At 67.8% G+C, this 15871-nt stretch carries 16 protein-coding genes; 5 read left to right on the top strand and 11 right to left on the bottom strand.

Features of this window, described 5'->3' with window-relative positions:
* Positions 1 to 38: 38 nt before the first annotated feature.
* The 4 genes from A6048_RS15575 (at position 39) to A6048_RS15560 (ending at position 5146) form a co-directional block, all read left to right on the top strand.
* Positions 39 to 1070, top strand: a complete 1032-nt coding sequence (locus tag A6048_RS15575) for a pseudouridine synthase (RefSeq protein ID WP_107746759.1) — start codon at positions 39 to 41, stop codon at positions 1068 to 1070.
* Positions 1071 to 1097: 27 nt separating this feature from the next.
* The gene (locus A6048_RS15570; RefSeq protein WP_107746758.1) at positions 1098 to 1865 is read left to right on the top strand and encodes an ABC transporter ATP-binding protein; all 768 of its coding nucleotides are present in this window, start codon (positions 1098 to 1100) and stop codon (positions 1863 to 1865) included.
* A complete protein-coding gene (locus A6048_RS15565) occupies positions 1865 to 4486 on the top strand; it encodes an ABC transporter permease (protein ID WP_244911021.1) in 2622 nt (873 codons plus the stop codon). Before A6048_RS15570 ends, A6048_RS15565 begins: the two co-directional genes overlap by 1 nt.
* A 117-nt stretch (positions 4487 to 4603) precedes the next feature.
* Complete coding sequence (locus A6048_RS15560; RefSeq protein ID WP_107746756.1) at positions 4604 to 5146, top strand: hypothetical protein; 543 nt, start codon at positions 4604 to 4606, stop codon at positions 5144 to 5146.
* Positions 5147 to 5165: 19 nt separating this feature from the next.
* Here the strand turns inward: A6048_RS15560 and A6048_RS15555 are convergent, their stop codons facing one another.
* The 11 genes from A6048_RS15555 to A6048_RS15505 all read right to left on the bottom strand — a co-directional run bounded on the left by A6048_RS15555 (position 5166) and on the right by A6048_RS15505 (position 15334).
* On the bottom strand, positions 5166 to 5801 hold the full coding sequence (locus A6048_RS15555; RefSeq protein ID WP_107747218.1) for a prepilin peptidase: 636 nt from the start codon (positions 5799 to 5801) through the stop codon (positions 5166 to 5168).
* A 5-nt stretch (positions 5802 to 5806) separates the two neighbouring features.
* The gene (locus tag A6048_RS15550; protein ID WP_107747217.1) at positions 5807 to 6697 is read right to left on the bottom strand and encodes a type II secretion system F family protein; all 891 of its coding nucleotides are present in this window, start codon (positions 6695 to 6697) and stop codon (positions 5807 to 5809) included.
* A 40-nt stretch (positions 6698 to 6737) separates the two neighbouring features.
* Positions 6738 to 7694, bottom strand: coding sequence for a type II secretion system F family protein (locus A6048_RS15545; RefSeq protein ID WP_107746755.1), 957 nt, complete (start codon positions 7692 to 7694; stop codon positions 6738 to 6740).
* Positions 7691 to 9196 (bottom strand): TadA family conjugal transfer-associated ATPase, encoded by a 1506-nt coding sequence (locus tag A6048_RS15540; RefSeq protein WP_107746754.1) that lies wholly within the window; start codon positions 9194 to 9196, stop codon positions 7691 to 7693. Before A6048_RS15540 ends, A6048_RS15545 begins: the two co-directional genes overlap by 4 nt.
* Positions 9193 to 10434: a CpaE/TadZ family protein gene (locus tag A6048_RS15535; protein ID WP_107746753.1), complete on the bottom strand. Its 1242-nt coding sequence runs from the start codon at positions 10432 to 10434 to the stop codon at positions 9193 to 9195. Before A6048_RS15535 ends, A6048_RS15540 begins: the two co-directional genes overlap by 4 nt.
* On the bottom strand, positions 10431 to 11138 hold the full coding sequence (gene cpaB, locus A6048_RS15530; protein WP_159110403.1) for a Flp pilus assembly protein CpaB: 708 nt from the start codon (positions 11136 to 11138) through the stop codon (positions 10431 to 10433). The genes A6048_RS15535 and cpaB overlap by 4 nt, the downstream gene beginning before the upstream one ends.
* A gap of 25 nt (positions 11139 to 11163) precedes the next feature.
* The gene (locus tag A6048_RS15525; RefSeq protein WP_235027643.1) at positions 11164 to 12096 is read right to left on the bottom strand and encodes a pilus assembly protein TadG-related protein; all 933 of its coding nucleotides are present in this window, start codon (positions 12094 to 12096) and stop codon (positions 11164 to 11166) included.
* A gap of 11 nt (positions 12097 to 12107) precedes the next feature.
* A complete protein-coding gene (locus A6048_RS15520; RefSeq protein ID WP_107746750.1) occupies positions 12108 to 12494 on the bottom strand; it encodes a TadE/TadG family type IV pilus assembly protein in 387 nt (128 codons plus the stop codon).
* A 100-nt stretch (positions 12495 to 12594) separates the two neighbouring features.
* Positions 12595 to 12828, bottom strand: a complete 234-nt coding sequence (locus tag A6048_RS15515; RefSeq protein ID WP_107746749.1) for a Flp family type IVb pilin — start codon at positions 12826 to 12828, stop codon at positions 12595 to 12597.
* 498 nt (positions 12829 to 13326) lie between these two features.
* Positions 13327 to 13923, bottom strand: coding sequence for a TetR/AcrR family transcriptional regulator (locus A6048_RS15510; protein ID WP_107746748.1), 597 nt, complete (start codon positions 13921 to 13923; stop codon positions 13327 to 13329).
* A gap of 169 nt (positions 13924 to 14092) precedes the next feature.
* The gene (locus A6048_RS15505; RefSeq protein WP_107746747.1) at positions 14093 to 15334 is read right to left on the bottom strand and encodes a fatty acid desaturase family protein; all 1242 of its coding nucleotides are present in this window, start codon (positions 15332 to 15334) and stop codon (positions 14093 to 14095) included.
* Between the two features lie 337 nt (positions 15335 to 15671).
* Between A6048_RS15505 and A6048_RS18830 the strand changes: the two genes are divergently transcribed.
* Positions 15672 to 15803: a hypothetical protein gene (locus A6048_RS18830; RefSeq protein WP_268817329.1), complete on the top strand. Its 132-nt coding sequence runs from the start codon at positions 15672 to 15674 to the stop codon at positions 15801 to 15803.
* The last annotated feature ends 68 nt before the right edge of the window (positions 15804 to 15871 follow it).

Raw genomic sequence — 15871 nt, 5'->3', positions numbered from 1 at the left:
GCGAAGGGCGAGTGTAGCCCAGCGACTAGACTCTGCACATGCCGAAGCCCGGACGCCCGCGCCGGCCACTGCCGTTGCGCGACGGCGTGGACCCGGTGCGGATCCGGCTGGCCGACCCCGGTCAGGGGCCCCGCAGCATCCCCGAGGAACTGCGCCGGCGGTTTCCCGACCGGCTCGCGGAGCTCGAGGCGGCCCTCGCCTCCGGGCAGGTCGTGACCGCCGACGGGGCGGTCGTCACCGAGGCCACCCGGCGGCGCCGGGGGATGGACGTGTGGACGTACCGGACCCCCGAGCCGGAAGTGGAGGTGCCCTTCGGGACCGAGGTCCTGCACCGGGACGATCGCCTCCTCGTCGTCGACAAGCCCCACTTCCTGGCCACCACCCCCCGCGCCGGTCACGTCACCCAGACCGCACTGGTGCGCCTCCGCCGCGACCTCGGGCTGGAGGACCTGGCTCCGGCCCACCGGCTCGACCGGCTCACCGCGGGCGTCCTGGTGTTCACCGTCGACCCCGCCCACCGCGCCGCCTACCAGGACCTCTTCGCCGCCCGGCGGGTCGCCAAGACCTACCTCGCCGTGGCTCCCGCCCCGGAGGGGACGCCGCGGGTGCGCGAGCGGTCCAGCCGGATCGTCAAGACGCGAGGGGTACTGCAGGCCACCGAGGTGGACGGACAGCCGGACGCACACACGCGGATCACACTGCTGGAGTCCCGTGGTGTCGAGACCCGTGATGTCGGGGACGGGGCGTGGGGGTCCGGGGAGCCGCTCGGCCTGTACCGACTCGAACCCACCACCGGGCGAACGCACCAGCTCCGGGTGCACATGAACGCACTGGGCACACCGATCCTCGGCGACGACCTGTACCCGCGGGTGCGGACCATCACCGTCGGTGATTTCTCCCACCCCCTACAGCTCCTCGCGGAGACCATCGGGTTCACCGACCCCATCTCCGGAGCGAAACGCCAGTTCAGGAGCCGCAGGTCGCTCGAGGCGTGGCCGACCGGGAGGGCCCGGGGTGAAGATCCGGGCCATCCCCCATCGGCAACGGCTCCGAACTCCTGCATGCTTTAGGTCGACCACCATGATCCAGGGGAGCAGATGACCACGCAGGCCGAGACCCAGCACCGAGCGGAGGGCGCGGAGCTCGCAGCCGTCGCCACAGACCTCGTCATGACCTACGGCGAGGGCGAGACCGAGGTCCGCGCGCTGGACCACGTCAGCGCCTCGTTCGAGCGCGGACGGTTCACCGCGATCATGGGCCCGTCCGGCTCCGGCAAATCCACTCTGATGCACTGCATGGCGGGCCTGGACCGGCCGACCTCCGGTTCGGTGCGGGTGGGGGACACCGAGATCGTGGGTCTGGCGGACAAGGAACTCACCGCGCTGCGCCGCGACCGGATCGGATTCGTGTTCCAGTCCTTCAACTTGGTCCCCACCCTGACCGCCGAGGAGAACATCACACTCCCGCAGGACATCGCGGGCCACGCCATCGACCGCGCGTGGTTCGACGAGGTGATCGGGCGGCTGGGAATCAAGGACCGCCTCTCGCACCGGCCGTCGGAGCTGTCCGGCGGTCAGCAGCAGCGCGTCGCCTGCGCACGTGCGCTGGTGGGACGCCCCGACATCCTGTTCGGCGACGAGCCCACCGGCAACCTCGACTCCACCTCGTCGGCGGAGGTGCTGGCGATCCTGCGCAGCGCCGCCGACGATTTCCAGCAGACCGTAGTGATAGTCACCCACGATCCGCGGGCCGCCACCTACGCCGACCGCGTTCTGCTGCTCGCCGACGGCCGGGTCGTGCGTGAGCTCTCCCACCCCACCGCCGACGAGATCCTGGCGGCCATGGGCGCGCTCGAGGAGCAGTGATGGCCGCCGCCCGCCACGCCGCTGGTCACGCCGCTGGTCACTCCGCTGGGAGCGCGCCCGAGAACGCGCCAGGTCACGCCCCCAACCACCCGCGGCCCATGCTCCGGGTCTCGCTCCGCAACATCGCCGCACACAAGCTGCGCCTGGTCCTCTCCGTTCTCTCTGTGGTCCTGGGCACGGCGTTCGTCACCGGGTCGCTCGTGTTCACCTCGACCCTCCAGAGCACGTTCGACGCGCTGCTCGACCAGGGCACCCAAGACCTGTCCGCGCAGATCGAGCCCGAGGACCCCCGGGGCGCCGGCGTGCCGTTCGAGGTCGCCGACCGCGCGCTCGGCCTGCCGGGCGTCGAGGCCGTCACCCCCGGGGTCACCGGCACCGTGGTGATGTTCAACTCCGACGGCACCCCCTACCAGTCCGGCGGCGCCCCGTCGGAGGGGCTGGAGTGGGTCGAGCCCGACGAGGCAGTGGGGAGCAGTAGCTGGATCTCAGACGGACGGGCTCCGGCCGCCGACGGCGAGGTCGTCCTCCCCGAGTCGGTGCTGGACAACGCGGGACTCGCGATCGGTGACTCCGCGCAGGTGTACACCACCTCGCAGGGGATGCTCGACGTCACGGTCGTGGGGTCCTATTCCTCGGAGACTGATGTCGGCGGTTACGTGGGGGTCGGATTCACCTCCGAGCAGGCCCGCGCACTGTTCACCGACGGCGAGAACGCCAGCAGCGTGGCCGTCCGCGCGATGCCCGGCGTGAGCCAGGAGGAGATCCGCGACACCCTCGCCGCGGAGTTCCCCGAGTACGAGGTGAGCACTGGTGAGGAGGTCAAGGAGCGGCTCTCCGCGCAGCTCTCGACCATCCTGGACTTCGTCAACTACTTCTTCGTGGCCTTCGGCCTGATCGCCCTGCTCGTGGGCACGTTCATCATCTACAACACCTTCTCCATGCTGGTGGCGCAGCGGCTGCGCGAACTCGCCCTGCTGCGGGCGATCGGCGCCACCCGCGGCCAGCTCACCCGGTCCGTGCTGGCCGAGGCCGCGCTGACCGGGCTGGTCGGGTCCGCGATCGGCGTGCTGGCAGGATTCGGGCTGGCCAGGATCATCTTCGCCGTACTCGACGCCTTCGATCTGGGGATCCCGTCTGGGACCCTGGCGCTCACCCCGATGTCCGTCATCACCCCGCTGGTGCTGGGCTTCGTCGTCACCGTGTTCTCCGCGTGGGCGCCCGCCCGCCGCGCCGGACGGGTCGCCCCGGTCCAGGGCATGCGGGTCGGGGCCGCCTCCGCGGAGGCCGGCGGGGGCTGGCGCACGTCGGTCGGGCTGTTGGCAGTGGTCAGCGGCATCATGCTGGCCCTGATCGGCACCTGGCAGGACACCACGAGAAGCGGCGCAATCACCGTGGGCGTCGGGGCCGCGGCCCTGATCATCGGCAGCTTCCTGGTGATGCCCGCCCTGGCCAAACCCATCGCCGGCGGGATCGGGCGGGTCATCGGCGCGCCCTTCGGTGCCGTCGGAAAGCTGGCGGCCACCAACGCCGGCCGCAACACCCGCCGTACCGCGGCCACGGCCTTCGCCCTCACCCTGGGGCTCACGCTGGTGGCCGCCTTCGGCACGCTGGGCGCCACCACCAAGGAGAGCGTCAGCGGTCTCATCGACCAGGGGATCACCGCCGACGTCATAGTCCAGGGCGTCGCCTCCCAGGGGCCGCCCACCCCGCTGGCCGGCGGGATCGAGGACCAGATCGCCGGCGTCGACGGCGTCGGGGACGTGGCCTGGCTCGCGTTCGGCTTCGGCCAACTCGGCGGCGAACCCCAGGCGCTCGCGGCCGCCGGTGGGCCCGTCGGGGAGCTGCTCGAGGCCACCGTTCTCGACGGCTCACTGGAGCCGGGGCCGGATTCCCTCGTCGTCTCCAGGGAGGTCGCGCGCGACAACGGCTGGACGATGGGTACCCGGGTACCGCTCGTCGGCCCGGACGGCAGCGAGTCCACCCTCCGGGTGACCGGCGTTTACGACGACGCCCAGATCCTCGGCCCCTTCTACACCGGTATGGACGTCTACGAGCGGCTGGTGCCGGAGAACCTCCGCTCCACCGCGATCGTGCTGGCCAAGGCGGAAGAGGGCACGTCGTCGGATGAGGTGCTCGCGAACGTGACCGAAGAGCTCACCGAGATCCCGATCGCCACCGTGCAGAGCAAGCAGCAGTACATCGACGTCCAGTCGGGCGGGATCGACCAGCTGCTGACGATCATCTACGCCCTTCTCGGCCTGGCTCTGGTGATCGCGGTGCTGGGGATCGTCAACACCCTGGCGCTGTCCGTGATCGAGCGGCGCACGGAGATCGGCATGCTGCGGGCCGTGGGGATGCAGAGGTCCCAGATCCGGCGGACGATCAACCTGGAGTCCACGCAGATCGCGGTGTTCGGGGCTCTGGTCGGCGCGGCCGTGGGTGTCTATCTGGGCTGGGCCTTCGTCTCAGTCCTGGCCGACAGCGGGTTGAGCCAGACCACCATCCCGTGGGGGACCATCGGGATCGTGCTGGTGGCCTCGGCGTTCGTGGGGGTGCTGGCCTCGCTGTGGCCTGCGCACCGGGCCGCCAAGACGGATCCGCTGGAGGCGATCGCGGACTAGCGGTGAGGTTGACGGCTGACCGCAGGACGTCCACTATGTGACCCGGATCACAACAGTGAACCGCTGGGTTGCTCACCGGACAGTGGACGCCCTGCACCGAGAACAAGGAGAGTCTCCATGTCGACCATGCTCACCCGAATGCTCGCAGGATCTGCCGCCGCCCTGCTGTCAGCCGCTGCGCTGTCGGTCCCCGCCCAGGCCCAGACCGAGATCGTTGTTCCCGACCCTTGTGACATCAACTACTTCGACGAGCAGGACATGTGGGAGATCTCCTGGGGGTCCCCCTTCTACTCGAATCAGAATCTGTTCGACGCCTCGTCGTACGGCGGTCTCGTCGACATCAACGGCGGTGGGATTCCGGGCTACATGGAGGACGACCCGGACTGGCGGTGGCTTTACGTGACCCGGGCCCAGATCAACCAGCCGGGTGGCGTCCGCGTGGACTACACCTTCGAGGACGGGACGACATGGCGCGCAGAGGTGGTACCGGACATCAACGGCTGCCCGGCCGCCAAGTGGACGCCGAATCCGGAAGATGATGTGGATCCGGATCCCACTCCCGGCGGGGGATCGCTGGGCTCACTCTTCGGGAGTGCGCAGAGTAGCGCCGAGGACGACAACGACACCAACGGAGTTGTTCCGGTCTCCGTCGTGGGCTGAATTCTGCATTGCGGGCGAACTAGCCTGCAGTCGACAGCCACGCGGCCGCCGCCGCACCGGCGATCATCGCGGGCCCGAACGCGATGCCGGTGCGGCGGTTCGCTCTACGGGCGGCAAGTAGTAGCAGGGCCACCACGGCGTTGATCGCGAACGCGGCCAGGGTTCCCACCAGGACGTAGTACCAACCCAGCCAGCCGAGGAATACGCCGAGCACGCCGGCGAGTTTGACGTCGCCGAGCCCGAGTCCCGAGGGGTTGATGAACGCCAGGGTGAAGTAGAGGGCGAGCAGGGTCAGCGCCGCGGCGGCCGCGCGCCCCAGGGCGCCCCAGTCGCCGGTCACCGCGGACGCCCCGGCCAGCGCCGCGAACAGAATCGGGTACATGGGGACGACGACGAGGTCGGGCAGCCGGTGCACCGCCAGGTCGATCGGCACCAGGAGCCCACACGCCACCGCCAGCGCCGCGAACGCGATCAGTTCGGGCACGGTGCCGACAGATCCAGTGTCGGCCAGCGCGGCGGCCCCGGCCCCGCCGGCGGCGGCCAGTCCAACGTGGAGTCCGGACCGCAGCCAGCGCGAGTCGGAGTCGGCGATCGTCCGGATCCACCCGGTCAGCGCCGCGGCGAGTGCCCCGCACACCACTGCGGTGAGGATCACGGCCACTAGGAGAAGGCCTCCATCATGTTCATCGCGGTCGGGCCCAATAGCACGATGAACAGTACCGGCAGGATGCACACCATCAGCGGAAAGATCACCTTGACCGGGATCTGCATGGCCTTCTCCTCCGCACGCTGGCGGCGTTTCATCCGCAACTCTTGCGCCTGGGTGCGCAGGACGTCGGCGATCGAGATGCCGTAGGCGTCGGCCTGGATGATGGCGCGGACGAAGCGGCGCAGGTCGGCGACGTCGGTACGGCGGGCCAGCGATTCGTAGGCGTGGCGGCGCAGCTGCCCCACCTGGATCTCCTGCAGGGTGCGGGTGAACTCATCGGCCAATGGGCCTTTGCCGTTCTTCGCGGCTCGAGCCATAGCGGAGTCGAAACCGAGCCCGGCCTCTACCGCGATGGTCATCTGGTCCAGGGTGTCGGCCAGTTCCAGCTGGATGGCCTGGCTACGCTCCTGGCCGCGGCTGTGGAGGAGCAGTTCCGGGACGAAGTAGCAGACCAGGGTGACCGCCGCGGCCAGGAACACAGGCAGTGCGCCAGTGGTACTGGAGACGAAGAGCACGCTGAGTACCGCCGCCACGATGCCCAGCACGAGTTTGGCCACCAGCAGCTTCTCGAGGGGCCACCCCTGCGGCCTACCGGCCTTGATCAGCAATTTGTCGAGCATCCGGATCGACGGCGCCGGGGTGAACTTCCGCGCGATCGTGGCCAGGGTGCCACCGGCCTCCTCTTCTTCGGGGATATCGGCTTCCACAGCCTGATGTTCGGGGTACATACCACGGTTGAGATTGAGGACGGTGCGGTGGCGGGCCCGGCCGGGGCCGGCGAACACCGCCCAGCTCAGCAGGAACACCGACACGGCCAGGACCGAGACGGCGAACAGGGCCATCGGTTCCACGGCGTGCCTCCTTCCAGAACGCGTGATGCGTTCAGAACGTGATGTTGACGACCTTGCGGAGCCAGAGCGCGCCCACCACGAGCAGCACCACACTGACGCCGATCAGGGTGTAGCCCAGCAGGCCCTCGGTGAATTTGGAGATGTACTCGGGGTTGCTCATGAACAGGAACCCGGAGATGCCGAACGGCAGCGCCATGAGGACGTAGGCGGAGAGCTTTCCCTCGGCGGCCAGCGCCTGGACCTGGCGGCGGATCTGGTTGCGCTCCCGGATGGTGTGACCGACCCCGTCTAGCACCTCGGCGAGGTTGCCGCCGACCTCGCGGTTGATCGCGATGGCCTGCGTGACCCACTCGAAGTCCTCGCTGCCCATGCGGCGGGCGGTCTCCTCCAGCGCGGGGGCGAGATCGCGGCCCACGCGGGTCTCGTTGATGATGCGGGCGAACTCCTCCGAGGTGGGTTCCTCGGCCTCGCGGGCGACCGAGGCCAGGGCCTGCAGCAGGCTGTGGCCGGCTCGCAGGCTGCTGGCCATGAGCTGAAGCGAGTCATCCAATTGGTCGGCGAAGGCGGCCCGTCGGCGGGAGGCGCGGATGTCCAGCGCGAACTTGGCCCCGATCGGCGTGAGCGCGGCCAGGAAGAGACCGGTCACCGGCCCGACCGCGACCAGCCCCAGAGCGAACGTCACCACTGCGGCAACACCCACCAGGAATACGAAGTCCTGCAGACTCATCTTTACCCCGGCGCGTTCCAGTGCGCCCGCACCCGGCGCGCCGCGGCGGCTCAGGGTGTTATCGATGGCGGTGGTCGCTGCCGTCGCCGTTCGAGAGATGATCCCGGGCCCTTCGTGAACTCCGGGTCGACGTCGGGCGCGGGGGACGCGTCCCGGACGCGGGGAGAGCACAAGGAAAGCCGCGATGAGCAGGGCGAGCGACAAAGCTGCCACCCCGAGGCCGGCCGTAGAGGCCAGGGCCTGACCCAACGTGTCGCTCATCGGTTAGTGCCTGGTGGAGTGGGGACGTCGAAGACCCTCGGGGAGAGCGTGATACCCATTTCTTTGAACTGGTCGGTGAAGCGGGGACGCACCCCGGTGGAGACCGGCTTGCCGAGGAACTTGCCATCCGGCCCGACACCCGCGGAGTAGTCGAACAGGAACGCGTCCTGCAGGGTGACCGTCTGGCCCTCCATCCCCTGGACCTCGGTCACCGCGGTGACTCGCCGGGTGCCATCACGCAGGCGGGTCAGCTGGATGATCACGTCCACGGCGGAAGCGATCTGCTCTCGGATGGCCCGCAGGGGCAGGTCCATCCCGGCCATGAGGACCAGAGTTTCCAGGCGCGCGACCGCGTCGCGCGGGGAGTTGGCGTGGACGGTCGACAATGACCCGTCGTGACCGGTGTTCATTGCCTGCAGCATGTCCAGGGTCTCGCCGCCGCGGACCTCGCCCACCACGATCCGGTCGGGGCGCATACGGAGTGAGTTGCGCACGAGGTCCCGGATGCTGATCTCGCCCTTACCCTCGATGTTCGCGGGCCTCGCCTCCAACCGGACCACGTGGTCCTGCTGCATCTGCAACTCAACGGCGTCCTCGATGGTGACGATGCGTTCGGACTCGGGGATGAACGAGGACAAGACGTTGAGTAGCGTGGTCTTTCCACTGCCGGTGCCGCCGGAGACGATGATGTTGAGCCGGGCCTGGACGCAGGCCCGCAGGAGTTCGGCCATCTCCGGGGTGAGGGTGCCGAACCCGATCAGATCGTTGACCTTGAAGGGATCCTTGGAGAACTTTCGGATGGTCAGCGAGGAGCCATTGACCGCCAGCGGGGGGATCACGGCGTTGACTCGGGAGCCGTCCGCCAGTCGGGCGTCGACCAGGGGCGAGGATTCGTCGATTCGCCGCCCGATCCGGGAGACGATCCTCTCGATCACCTGCCGCAGGTGCTCCTCTGAGGTGAATCGGGCGGAACTCCGGGTGAGTCGCCCCCGTTGCTCGATGTAGATCATGTCCGGGCCGTTGACCATGATCTCGGTGACCGTGGGGTCGGCCAGGAGTCGTTCGAGCGGTCCGTGACCCAGGACATCGTCCTGGATGTCGCTGATGAGCCGCTGCCGCTGCTCAGCGGTCAGCGGGACCGTCTCGTCTTCCACTACCTTGTTGAGCTCTGTCCGCACCAGGGCGTGGAGCTGATCCTCGGTGAGCGACGGGTTGTTCAGCCTGGCACCGACCCGCTCGAACAGCGCAGCGGAGGCGCGCTCTTTGAGGGTGATCAGGGCGTCGGGTTCTGGAAGTGCCGAGGTAATCGGGGTAGCCGGCTGCGAGGCTTTCGGGACCTGAGTTGCGTTGGTGGTCGGGATGGAGCGCAAAGGAGCCGGGACTCCGGCCGGACCATCAGGAGTCGTGGGCTCTAGTGACTGCGCTGCAGACGGGTCGCCCGGGGCGAGTTCGGGCGCAAGGCTCTCGCCACGGGCGGCGCGCAGGCGGTCACTCAGACTCATTTGGCCCCTCCCCTGCTCAGGCGGTGGCGGCCTCCGAGTCGGGATCCGATCTTGGACTCCGCGGGCCCGGGCTCTCTCAACGGCGCGGGCGTGAAGAGGTCCACGAGGCGCCGCAGCTTCTTGGTCATGGGATCGCGGACCTCGTTCTGCAGCAGCGGAACCCCCTGATTGATGGAGACCGCAGCTGCCCGCGATCGCGGCAGGACCAGGTCCACGCCGGTGCCGATCGTCGCCTCTACATCTGCTCGGGTGAGCCCACTGTGGGCGTCGGCGAAGTTCACCACCACGTGGCGGCGTTCGAATGACATACCGAGGTCGCGCAGGATGTCCAGTTCCTTGCGCAGTCCCCGCACGCCGGGGACATCCATGCTGGTCACCAGGATCAGGTCGTCGGTCAGGTCGAGCGCCGCGAGGGTGTGGTCTGTCAGCGCTGGGGCGGTGTCAATCACGATGTAGCGGAACTCCGCTGCCAGCGTCTGGAGTAGGTGGGTGAGTTCCGATACGCCCACCAGGTCAGCCTCAGCCGGGGAGTTCGGTCCGCATACCACCGTCAGACCGGTGTCGTGCTGGGTGAGGAACGTCTTGAGGACCATTGAATCGCGGGCGGCCACACCCTGAACCACGTCGACCAGGGTGTGGTCGGGCGTGAGGTTCAGGGCGTTGGCCACGTCTCCGAACTGCAGATCCAGGTCCACCAGAACCGTGGAATGGGGAGCAGACCGGGCCAGTCCGACGGCCAGGTTGGCGGCGACCGTCGTCTTGCCCACGCCGCCCTTCGGCGAGACCACGCTGATCACCTGCCCTCGCCGCGACTGCGGGCCTCCGCCGGCGTCGTTGCCGTCCCCGTGTCCGGCCGGGGCGCGCTGTCGGGTGACCCGAATGGCTCGATCAAGCGCCCCTCGGATCTCGTCCTCCTCCGATTCGGTGGGGACGATGTCGCTCACTCCCGCCCGCATGGCCGCGAGTCCGAGCTCGGCAACCCGATCACTGACCAGGACCACTGCGATGCCGGGGCACTCGACGTCGAGCCGCGAGGCCAGCTCGAGGGCAGCCTCGGTCCCGGAGCGCTCGTCGATCACGACGACCTCGGGGATCTCACCGCCGCCCAGTTGCTGGAACAGCTGCGCGGGGCTTTCCGGCAGCGGGCCCGGGGGCAGTGCCGGGATCGGTTGTCCGGTGGCGGCCCGGAAACGGTCGCGAAGGTCGACGAAGTCCGTGGCCAGCAGGATGTTGTTCATCGGTACACGTTCCCCGGGTTGACGATGCGGGTGCCGTCCTCCGGCGTGGCGGAGTCCTCGAGTGAGAGCCAGATAGCGCCGTTCTCCCCGGCAAAGACGACCTTCTCGGCGTCAGGCGCCGTCAGTGCCAGAGTCACCATCACGCCGCCCTCGTGAACGGGTGCATCAGCGGGATCGGTCGAACCGGCCTCCTCGGAGGCGGACGGCGACAGCCCGCCCTGGACTCGCAATACGAGGATCTTGTGCAGCAGAAGGTGGGTCTGGTCCCCGATCGTGGCGAACACTCCCACCGTGTCACCGGGAGTGATGGTGCCGCCCACGACCCGGGATGAGTTGAGCGGAACCGTCACCTGGTGGAAGCCCTCCGGGGCAGGGATGCCGCCGAACTGCTGGAGGGACTGCAGCGACGCGAAGCGTCCGGCGAGGAGTTGTTCCCCGGCGGCTAGGTCTGTGGCCGCGACCATGGTGCCGAGTTCCTGAAGATCGGTCACCGAATTCGGCCCTACAGCCGTGGCGGGGAGCTCCCGAACCTCCACCAGCTCGCTGAGTCCTGAAGCGGGGGTCCCCTCGGCGATAGGCGCGGTTGCGACCAGGACGCTGACCGGTTGGAGGTCCGCCATGGCTCGTTCGTCAGCCGCGCTGACGTAACGCAGGAGGAGAACGGAGCCCAGGAGCGCCAAGAGGGCGGCGACGGCTACTGCCACGACACGACGGTTCACTTCAGCTCACTTACTGATCTGGGAGGAGGTAGACGGCGTTGGCGCCGAGGTCGGGGGCGTCGGTTCCGTAGTCGAAGCCCTCGACGCGTTCGGTGAAACCGGTGAAGTACCCCTCGATGCACTGCTGGGGACTCGAACAGGGCGGATCGGGCGACGAGTACTTGGTGCTGAAGTAGTAGCCGGTGACCGTGAACGCGGCGTAGCCATAGATCCGGTACCAGGCGTTGTTGCCCTGGCCTCCGTGCTCGTCGAAGATCGGCAACAGGAGAGTGGATCCGAGCATCCGCTCGAAGTCCTCGGGTGTGCAGCCGTTGGGCACCGACTTGCCCGGGTCACTGCCGGCGTCTTCGTCGACCGAGGTAGTGGCGGTGCACGTCCCGGAGTCGGTCTTGAGCCAGCCGAATCCGCCCGGGACCGGGTTGCGGTTGGGGTCCAGGCAACCGTCCTCGTCCTTCTTGGGGAGGACGATCACTTCAGGATTCTCCGGAGTCCCGTCTTTCGTTCGGCGTTCGTATTCGCAGCGCGCGAAGGTCAGCGGGAGGAAGGACGTCCCTCCGGTGGGATAGCCCCACCCGGCGCTGGCTCTGGTGACGATGTCCGATTCGTTGATCCCCAGCACCGGGGCGAACGAGTGTTGCCGGACGCTGGACGCGGTGACGGTGACCCGGCCGCTCGCTGATGAGAGGCCGGCCTCGACGGCGACCGACGTGTCGGTCGCAGTGGTGTTGCGGTCGACGTACTCCTGGGCCGTCGCCATCGGACCTCCGCAGTAACGAACCGCGCAGTCCTGTGCGATCGCCAATGCTGCTGCGTCGGCGCCGATCTGCAGTTGCTGGCGCTCTGCGTGCGCTGCGGCTAAGTCGATGGAGATGGCGGCGAAGCCGATTAAGGGGACCATGAGCAACGCGACCAGAACGCTGACGGCTCCCCTGTCTTCACTCACACGCAGGAGGCTCAGCCGTTGCATCGCATGCTCCCTGTGCCGGTCAGTGCGAAGTCGTCGAGGGGGAGGAACCCGCTGAGCAGCTCGAACGGGTAGGTGACGGTGACGGTCGCGGTCGGCGTCGAGTCGGTCGGTGCGCAGTTCGGGGGGTCGACGTCGATGTCCGTATCGGCGATGTCCAACCCAAGCGCGGCGTTCTTGACAGCGGTGCGCGCTTCGTCCCGGTCGTTCTGCAGAGCCATCACTCGCACGCCGTCACGGGCGGCGTTGGAGAGCGTGGTCTGGATGTTGTACGCGCGTCCGAATTCGATGATCCCGATCACGAGCGTCAACAGAATCGGGACGACCAGCGCGAACTCCACGGCCGCGGCTCCGCGGTCGCCGAGGGGTCTGGTCATGGCTTGTCCTCGAGGGGGAGGGGAGGGTTCATAAGAGGGGATCAAACCGGCTCCGGCGCAGCGCCCGATTAATGGGCGCTGCGCCGGAGTTCGGGAGCAACTACTGCCCGGTGGGAGTCACACCGTCGACTTCCGTGCCCATTGTGCCGGTGAGGTTGGTGAAGATCTGTCCCAACTGGTCGCCCAGAACCACGACCAGAGCGATGATCGCCACCGCAATCAGCCCGACCATCAGGCCGTACTCCACGGCCGTAGCACCGCGGTCCTTGCGGTCCTCGAAGCGGTCGCCGGCGAGGGCGTAGAGCGTGAAGAAGTAAGTAGCAACCTGGCTCATGATGAACCGTCCTTCTGGTGCGGGGGTCGGTCGACCCGAGGGGAGGGGTGCGTCCGATTCGTTTCGAATCTGTGACGAGAATCACTATGGCACATGAACTTCGATTGTCAAAACAAACTGATTAATTCGGTGACTCAGTCCGCCCCTGGGCACTTGGTGGACGCAGGCCGACCCTGTCGGGGGTTGCCCGAAACGGCCGGCCCGGCCGCAACTGAGCAGCTCCAAATGTCAACTGAACGCCGCAAACATGCACCCGCACAGTGGTTGTCGCCGGCTGTGAGGGCATCCGGCCGGCGGGGTGGTGGAGGCACGAGTAGAGCAGTCTTGACGAGCGATGAGGGCGCTACGGTGCTTCTGGCACGGAACTCTAGCCTGTGAGAAGCCTGTAAATCTAGCAAGGGAGGCCTAAGTGTAGACAGTCCCGTGTCTGGACAGGTGTATGAGGGGCGCCGCACACGGACGAGGGTGTGCTACAGGTGCTCCCTAGGGAGCGAGGAATCAGCGCAGAAGGCCGAAGAGGCGTCCGCCACGGTGCTCGTGGCGTGAGAGCGCGGACCCCAGGAGGTCGGCGTCGTGTTGGTGATCGACCTCGGCACCGGCCAACCGGCCCACGGTGCGCTCCCAGAGCAGCCCCTCGTACACGGCGAGGAGGTCTAGGGCGGCGGCGGCGGGGTCGCGTAGGCCGGCGGCGTCCAGGGCGCTGGAGAGGTCGCTGGGGTCCAGCAGGGCGGCCACGAGATCGGTGGTGTCGTCCTTGCCGGTGAGTTCCATGATCAGCGCGGAGCGGGCCGCCAGTTCGCCGCGGTAGTCAGCGAGGAGGCCCTCGATCATCCGCGTGAGCATCGACAGGACGTCGTCGGCGTCGGAGGAGGCCAGTTCCTGGATCCCGGAGACCTCGACGAACCCTCGCAGTAGGGAGGTGAGCCGGTCGACGGTGAGGGAGAGGAGCTGCGCACGGGTGCGGCAATAATAGGAGGTGGAGCCTGAGGGCAGTCCCGCCTCGGAGTCCACGGCGCGGTGGGTCAGCGCGCGGACGCCGTCCCTGGCCACCACCTCGATCGCCGAATCGGCGATGAGCATGCGCCGGTCCTCCATGGTGGCTCCCGTCGTCGTGAATCGCGTGACGTCGGCTCGACCGCTGTAGCGCGGGTTGACGCCGACTAGAGGGTCAGCCTATCGCCGGGAGCGGGCCGGAGGCGCCGAAACAACAGACGCCCCGACACCGGTTTCGGTGTCGGGGCGTCTGAGAGGGAGGCCGGGTGTGTCAGGCCGCCGACGCTAGCTTGCGGGCACGACGCTTCGCTGAGTAATTCAGTGCCGTCTGGAGGCCGGCCCGCTGCCCTTCCTTCTGGGTGGGGAGGGGCTTGGGCAGATCCGCGAACATGCGCTCGGAGTGCGTCTCCGGGGCGTCGTCCGCCGTGCGCCGCAGCATGTGGTCGGGCAGCGACATCTTGGCGATGGTCCTCCACGCCTTGAAGTACTGCACCGGCAGTGGGCCCGCCACGTACGGCAGGTCGTACTTGCGGCACACCTCGCGGACCCGGATCGACGCCTCGGCCAGACGGTTGGACGACATGTCGGGGTAGATGTGGTGCTCGATCTGGTACGACAGGTTGCCTGAGAGGAAGTCGACAACCGGTCCGCCGGTGAGGTTGGCGGAACCGAGCATCTGCCGCAGGTACCACTCAGACCGCGTCTCGTTCTCGACGTCCTTCTTGGTGAACTTCTCGGCGCCGTCGGGGAAGTGCCCGCAGAAGATCACGGCGTTGGTCCACACGTTGCGGATGCCGTTGGCGGTGAGGTTCGCCGTCATCGTGGACTTCCAGCCCTTGCGCGACAGCGCGGGGTAGAGGACGTAGTCCTTCGCGAGCTGGCGTCCGGCCTTCTTGGCGAAGAGTCCGAGCTTGTTCATGGTCTCGCGGCGGTCGTCCCGTCCCTTCGCGACCTTGCCCAGCTCGAGATGCTGGATACCGACGCCCCACTGGAACAGCAGCGCCAGGGCCGCGTTGTAGACGAGGTTGCCGTAGAAGAACGGGTGCCAGCGCTGGTCACGCGTCACGCGGAGCACGCCGTACCCCACGTCGTCATCCAGGCCCACGATGTTGGTGTACTTGTGATGGATGTAGTTGTGGGTCTGCTTCCAGTGCTCGGCGGTGCCCACGATGTCCCACTCCCACGTGGTGGAGTGGACCTCCGGATCGTTCATCCAGTCCCACTGCCCGTGCATGATGTTGTGCCCGAGCTCCATGTTCTCGACGATCTTGGAGAGCCCGAGCGCTCCGGCGCCGATGGCCCACGCCGTGCGGTTGCGCGAACCGACCATCAGTAGGGCGCGAGAGCTCACCTCGAGCGCCCGCTGGAAGCGGATCGTGTTGCGGATGTAGGTGGCATCTCGCTCGCCCAGGGAGCCGATGATGTCCTGTCGGATCTGCTCGAGCTCCTCACCGAGCGCTTCGATGTCGGCCTCGGTGAGATGTGCGAATTCAGGGATGTCGGTGATTGCCATGAACCTACGGTACCGTAACTTACGGTTGCGTAGGTAGGGTTTAGTTGAATAGGTCACACCACGGATCCGGATCCGGCCCGCCGTGGGGCATCGGGATCGGGGGTCTGCCGACACCATTCGAGATGAGGGTACGGCGCTCTGGCCAGCGCCGGAGGCCGACGATGCCACATCGGATGTCACGGTTGTGTAACGTCGGACGAGTTCGCGACGACATAGTGGTTGTCACGCGCCGCGGACGGCTCGAGGAGATCACCTGAGACCGTCCGGCAGCAACGGAGACCAAAAGACCGCCAGATACGCCAGTACGCTTTCAGTACGGATCACAAGGGGACACATCATGAGCAGCGCCAACGACATCTTCCTGCAGGCCATCCAGCCCATCGTCGACATCTTCTGGACGTTGGTGTGGACCGCGACCGGCTCGACCGTCAGCGTTCCCCGCCCGATGGCCCCCACCCCCTCCACCTGATCAGGCGCGGCCGGGTAGAGATCCCGGCCCCCTGAACCGGCCCGCCTCTCGTACGAGAGGCGGGCCGT

Origin of the sequence: Dietzia psychralcaliphila, from assembly GCF_003096095.1 — a bacterium.
GTDB classification, from domain to species: Bacteria; Actinomycetota; Actinomycetes; order Mycobacteriales; family Mycobacteriaceae; genus Dietzia; species Dietzia psychralcaliphila.
This window is presented reverse-complemented; position numbering and strand designations above follow the sequence as displayed.

Excerpts from the sequence above, each read along its gene's own strand:
- A6048_RS15510 (WP_107746748.1), bottom strand. The coding sequence starts at position 13,923 with ATGGAGGACCGGCGCATGCTCATCGCCGATTCGGCGATCGAGGTGGTG.
- A6048_RS15550 (WP_107747217.1), bottom strand. The coding sequence starts at position 6,697 with ATGGCCCTGTTCGCCGTCTCGGTCCTGGCCGTGTCGGTGTTCCTGCTG.
- A6048_RS15540 (WP_107746754.1), bottom strand. The coding sequence starts at position 9,196 with ATGAGTCTGAGTGACCGCCTGCGCGCCGCCCGTGGCGAGAGCCTTGCG.
- A6048_RS18830 (WP_268817329.1), top strand. The coding sequence starts at position 15,672 with ATGAGCAGCGCCAACGACATCTTCCTGCAGGCCATCCAGCCCATCGTC.
- A6048_RS15545 (WP_107746755.1), bottom strand. The coding sequence starts at position 7,694 with ATGAGCGACACGTTGGGTCAGGCCCTGGCCTCTACGGCCGGCCTCGGG.
- A6048_RS15515 (WP_107746749.1), bottom strand. The coding sequence starts at position 12,828 with ATGAGCCAGGTTGCTACTTACTTCTTCACGCTCTACGCCCTCGCCGGC.
- A6048_RS15535 (WP_107746753.1), bottom strand. The coding sequence starts at position 10,434 with ATGAACAACATCCTGCTGGCCACGGACTTCGTCGACCTTCGCGACCGT.
- A6048_RS15565 (WP_244911021.1), top strand. The coding sequence starts at position 1,865 with ATGGCCGCCGCCCGCCACGCCGCTGGTCACGCCGCTGGTCACTCCGCT.
- A6048_RS15520 (WP_107746750.1), bottom strand. The coding sequence starts at position 12,494 with ATGACCAGACCCCTCGGCGACCGCGGAGCCGCGGCCGTGGAGTTCGCG.
- A6048_RS15560 (WP_107746756.1), top strand. The coding sequence starts at position 4,604 with ATGTCGACCATGCTCACCCGAATGCTCGCAGGATCTGCCGCCGCCCTG.
- A6048_RS15570 (WP_107746758.1), top strand. The coding sequence starts at position 1,098 with ATGACCACGCAGGCCGAGACCCAGCACCGAGCGGAGGGCGCGGAGCTC.
- A6048_RS15505 (WP_107746747.1), bottom strand. The coding sequence starts at position 15,334 with ATGGCAATCACCGACATCCCTGAATTCGCACATCTCACCGAGGCCGAC.
- A6048_RS15575 (WP_107746759.1), top strand. The coding sequence starts at position 39 with ATGCCGAAGCCCGGACGCCCGCGCCGGCCACTGCCGTTGCGCGACGGC.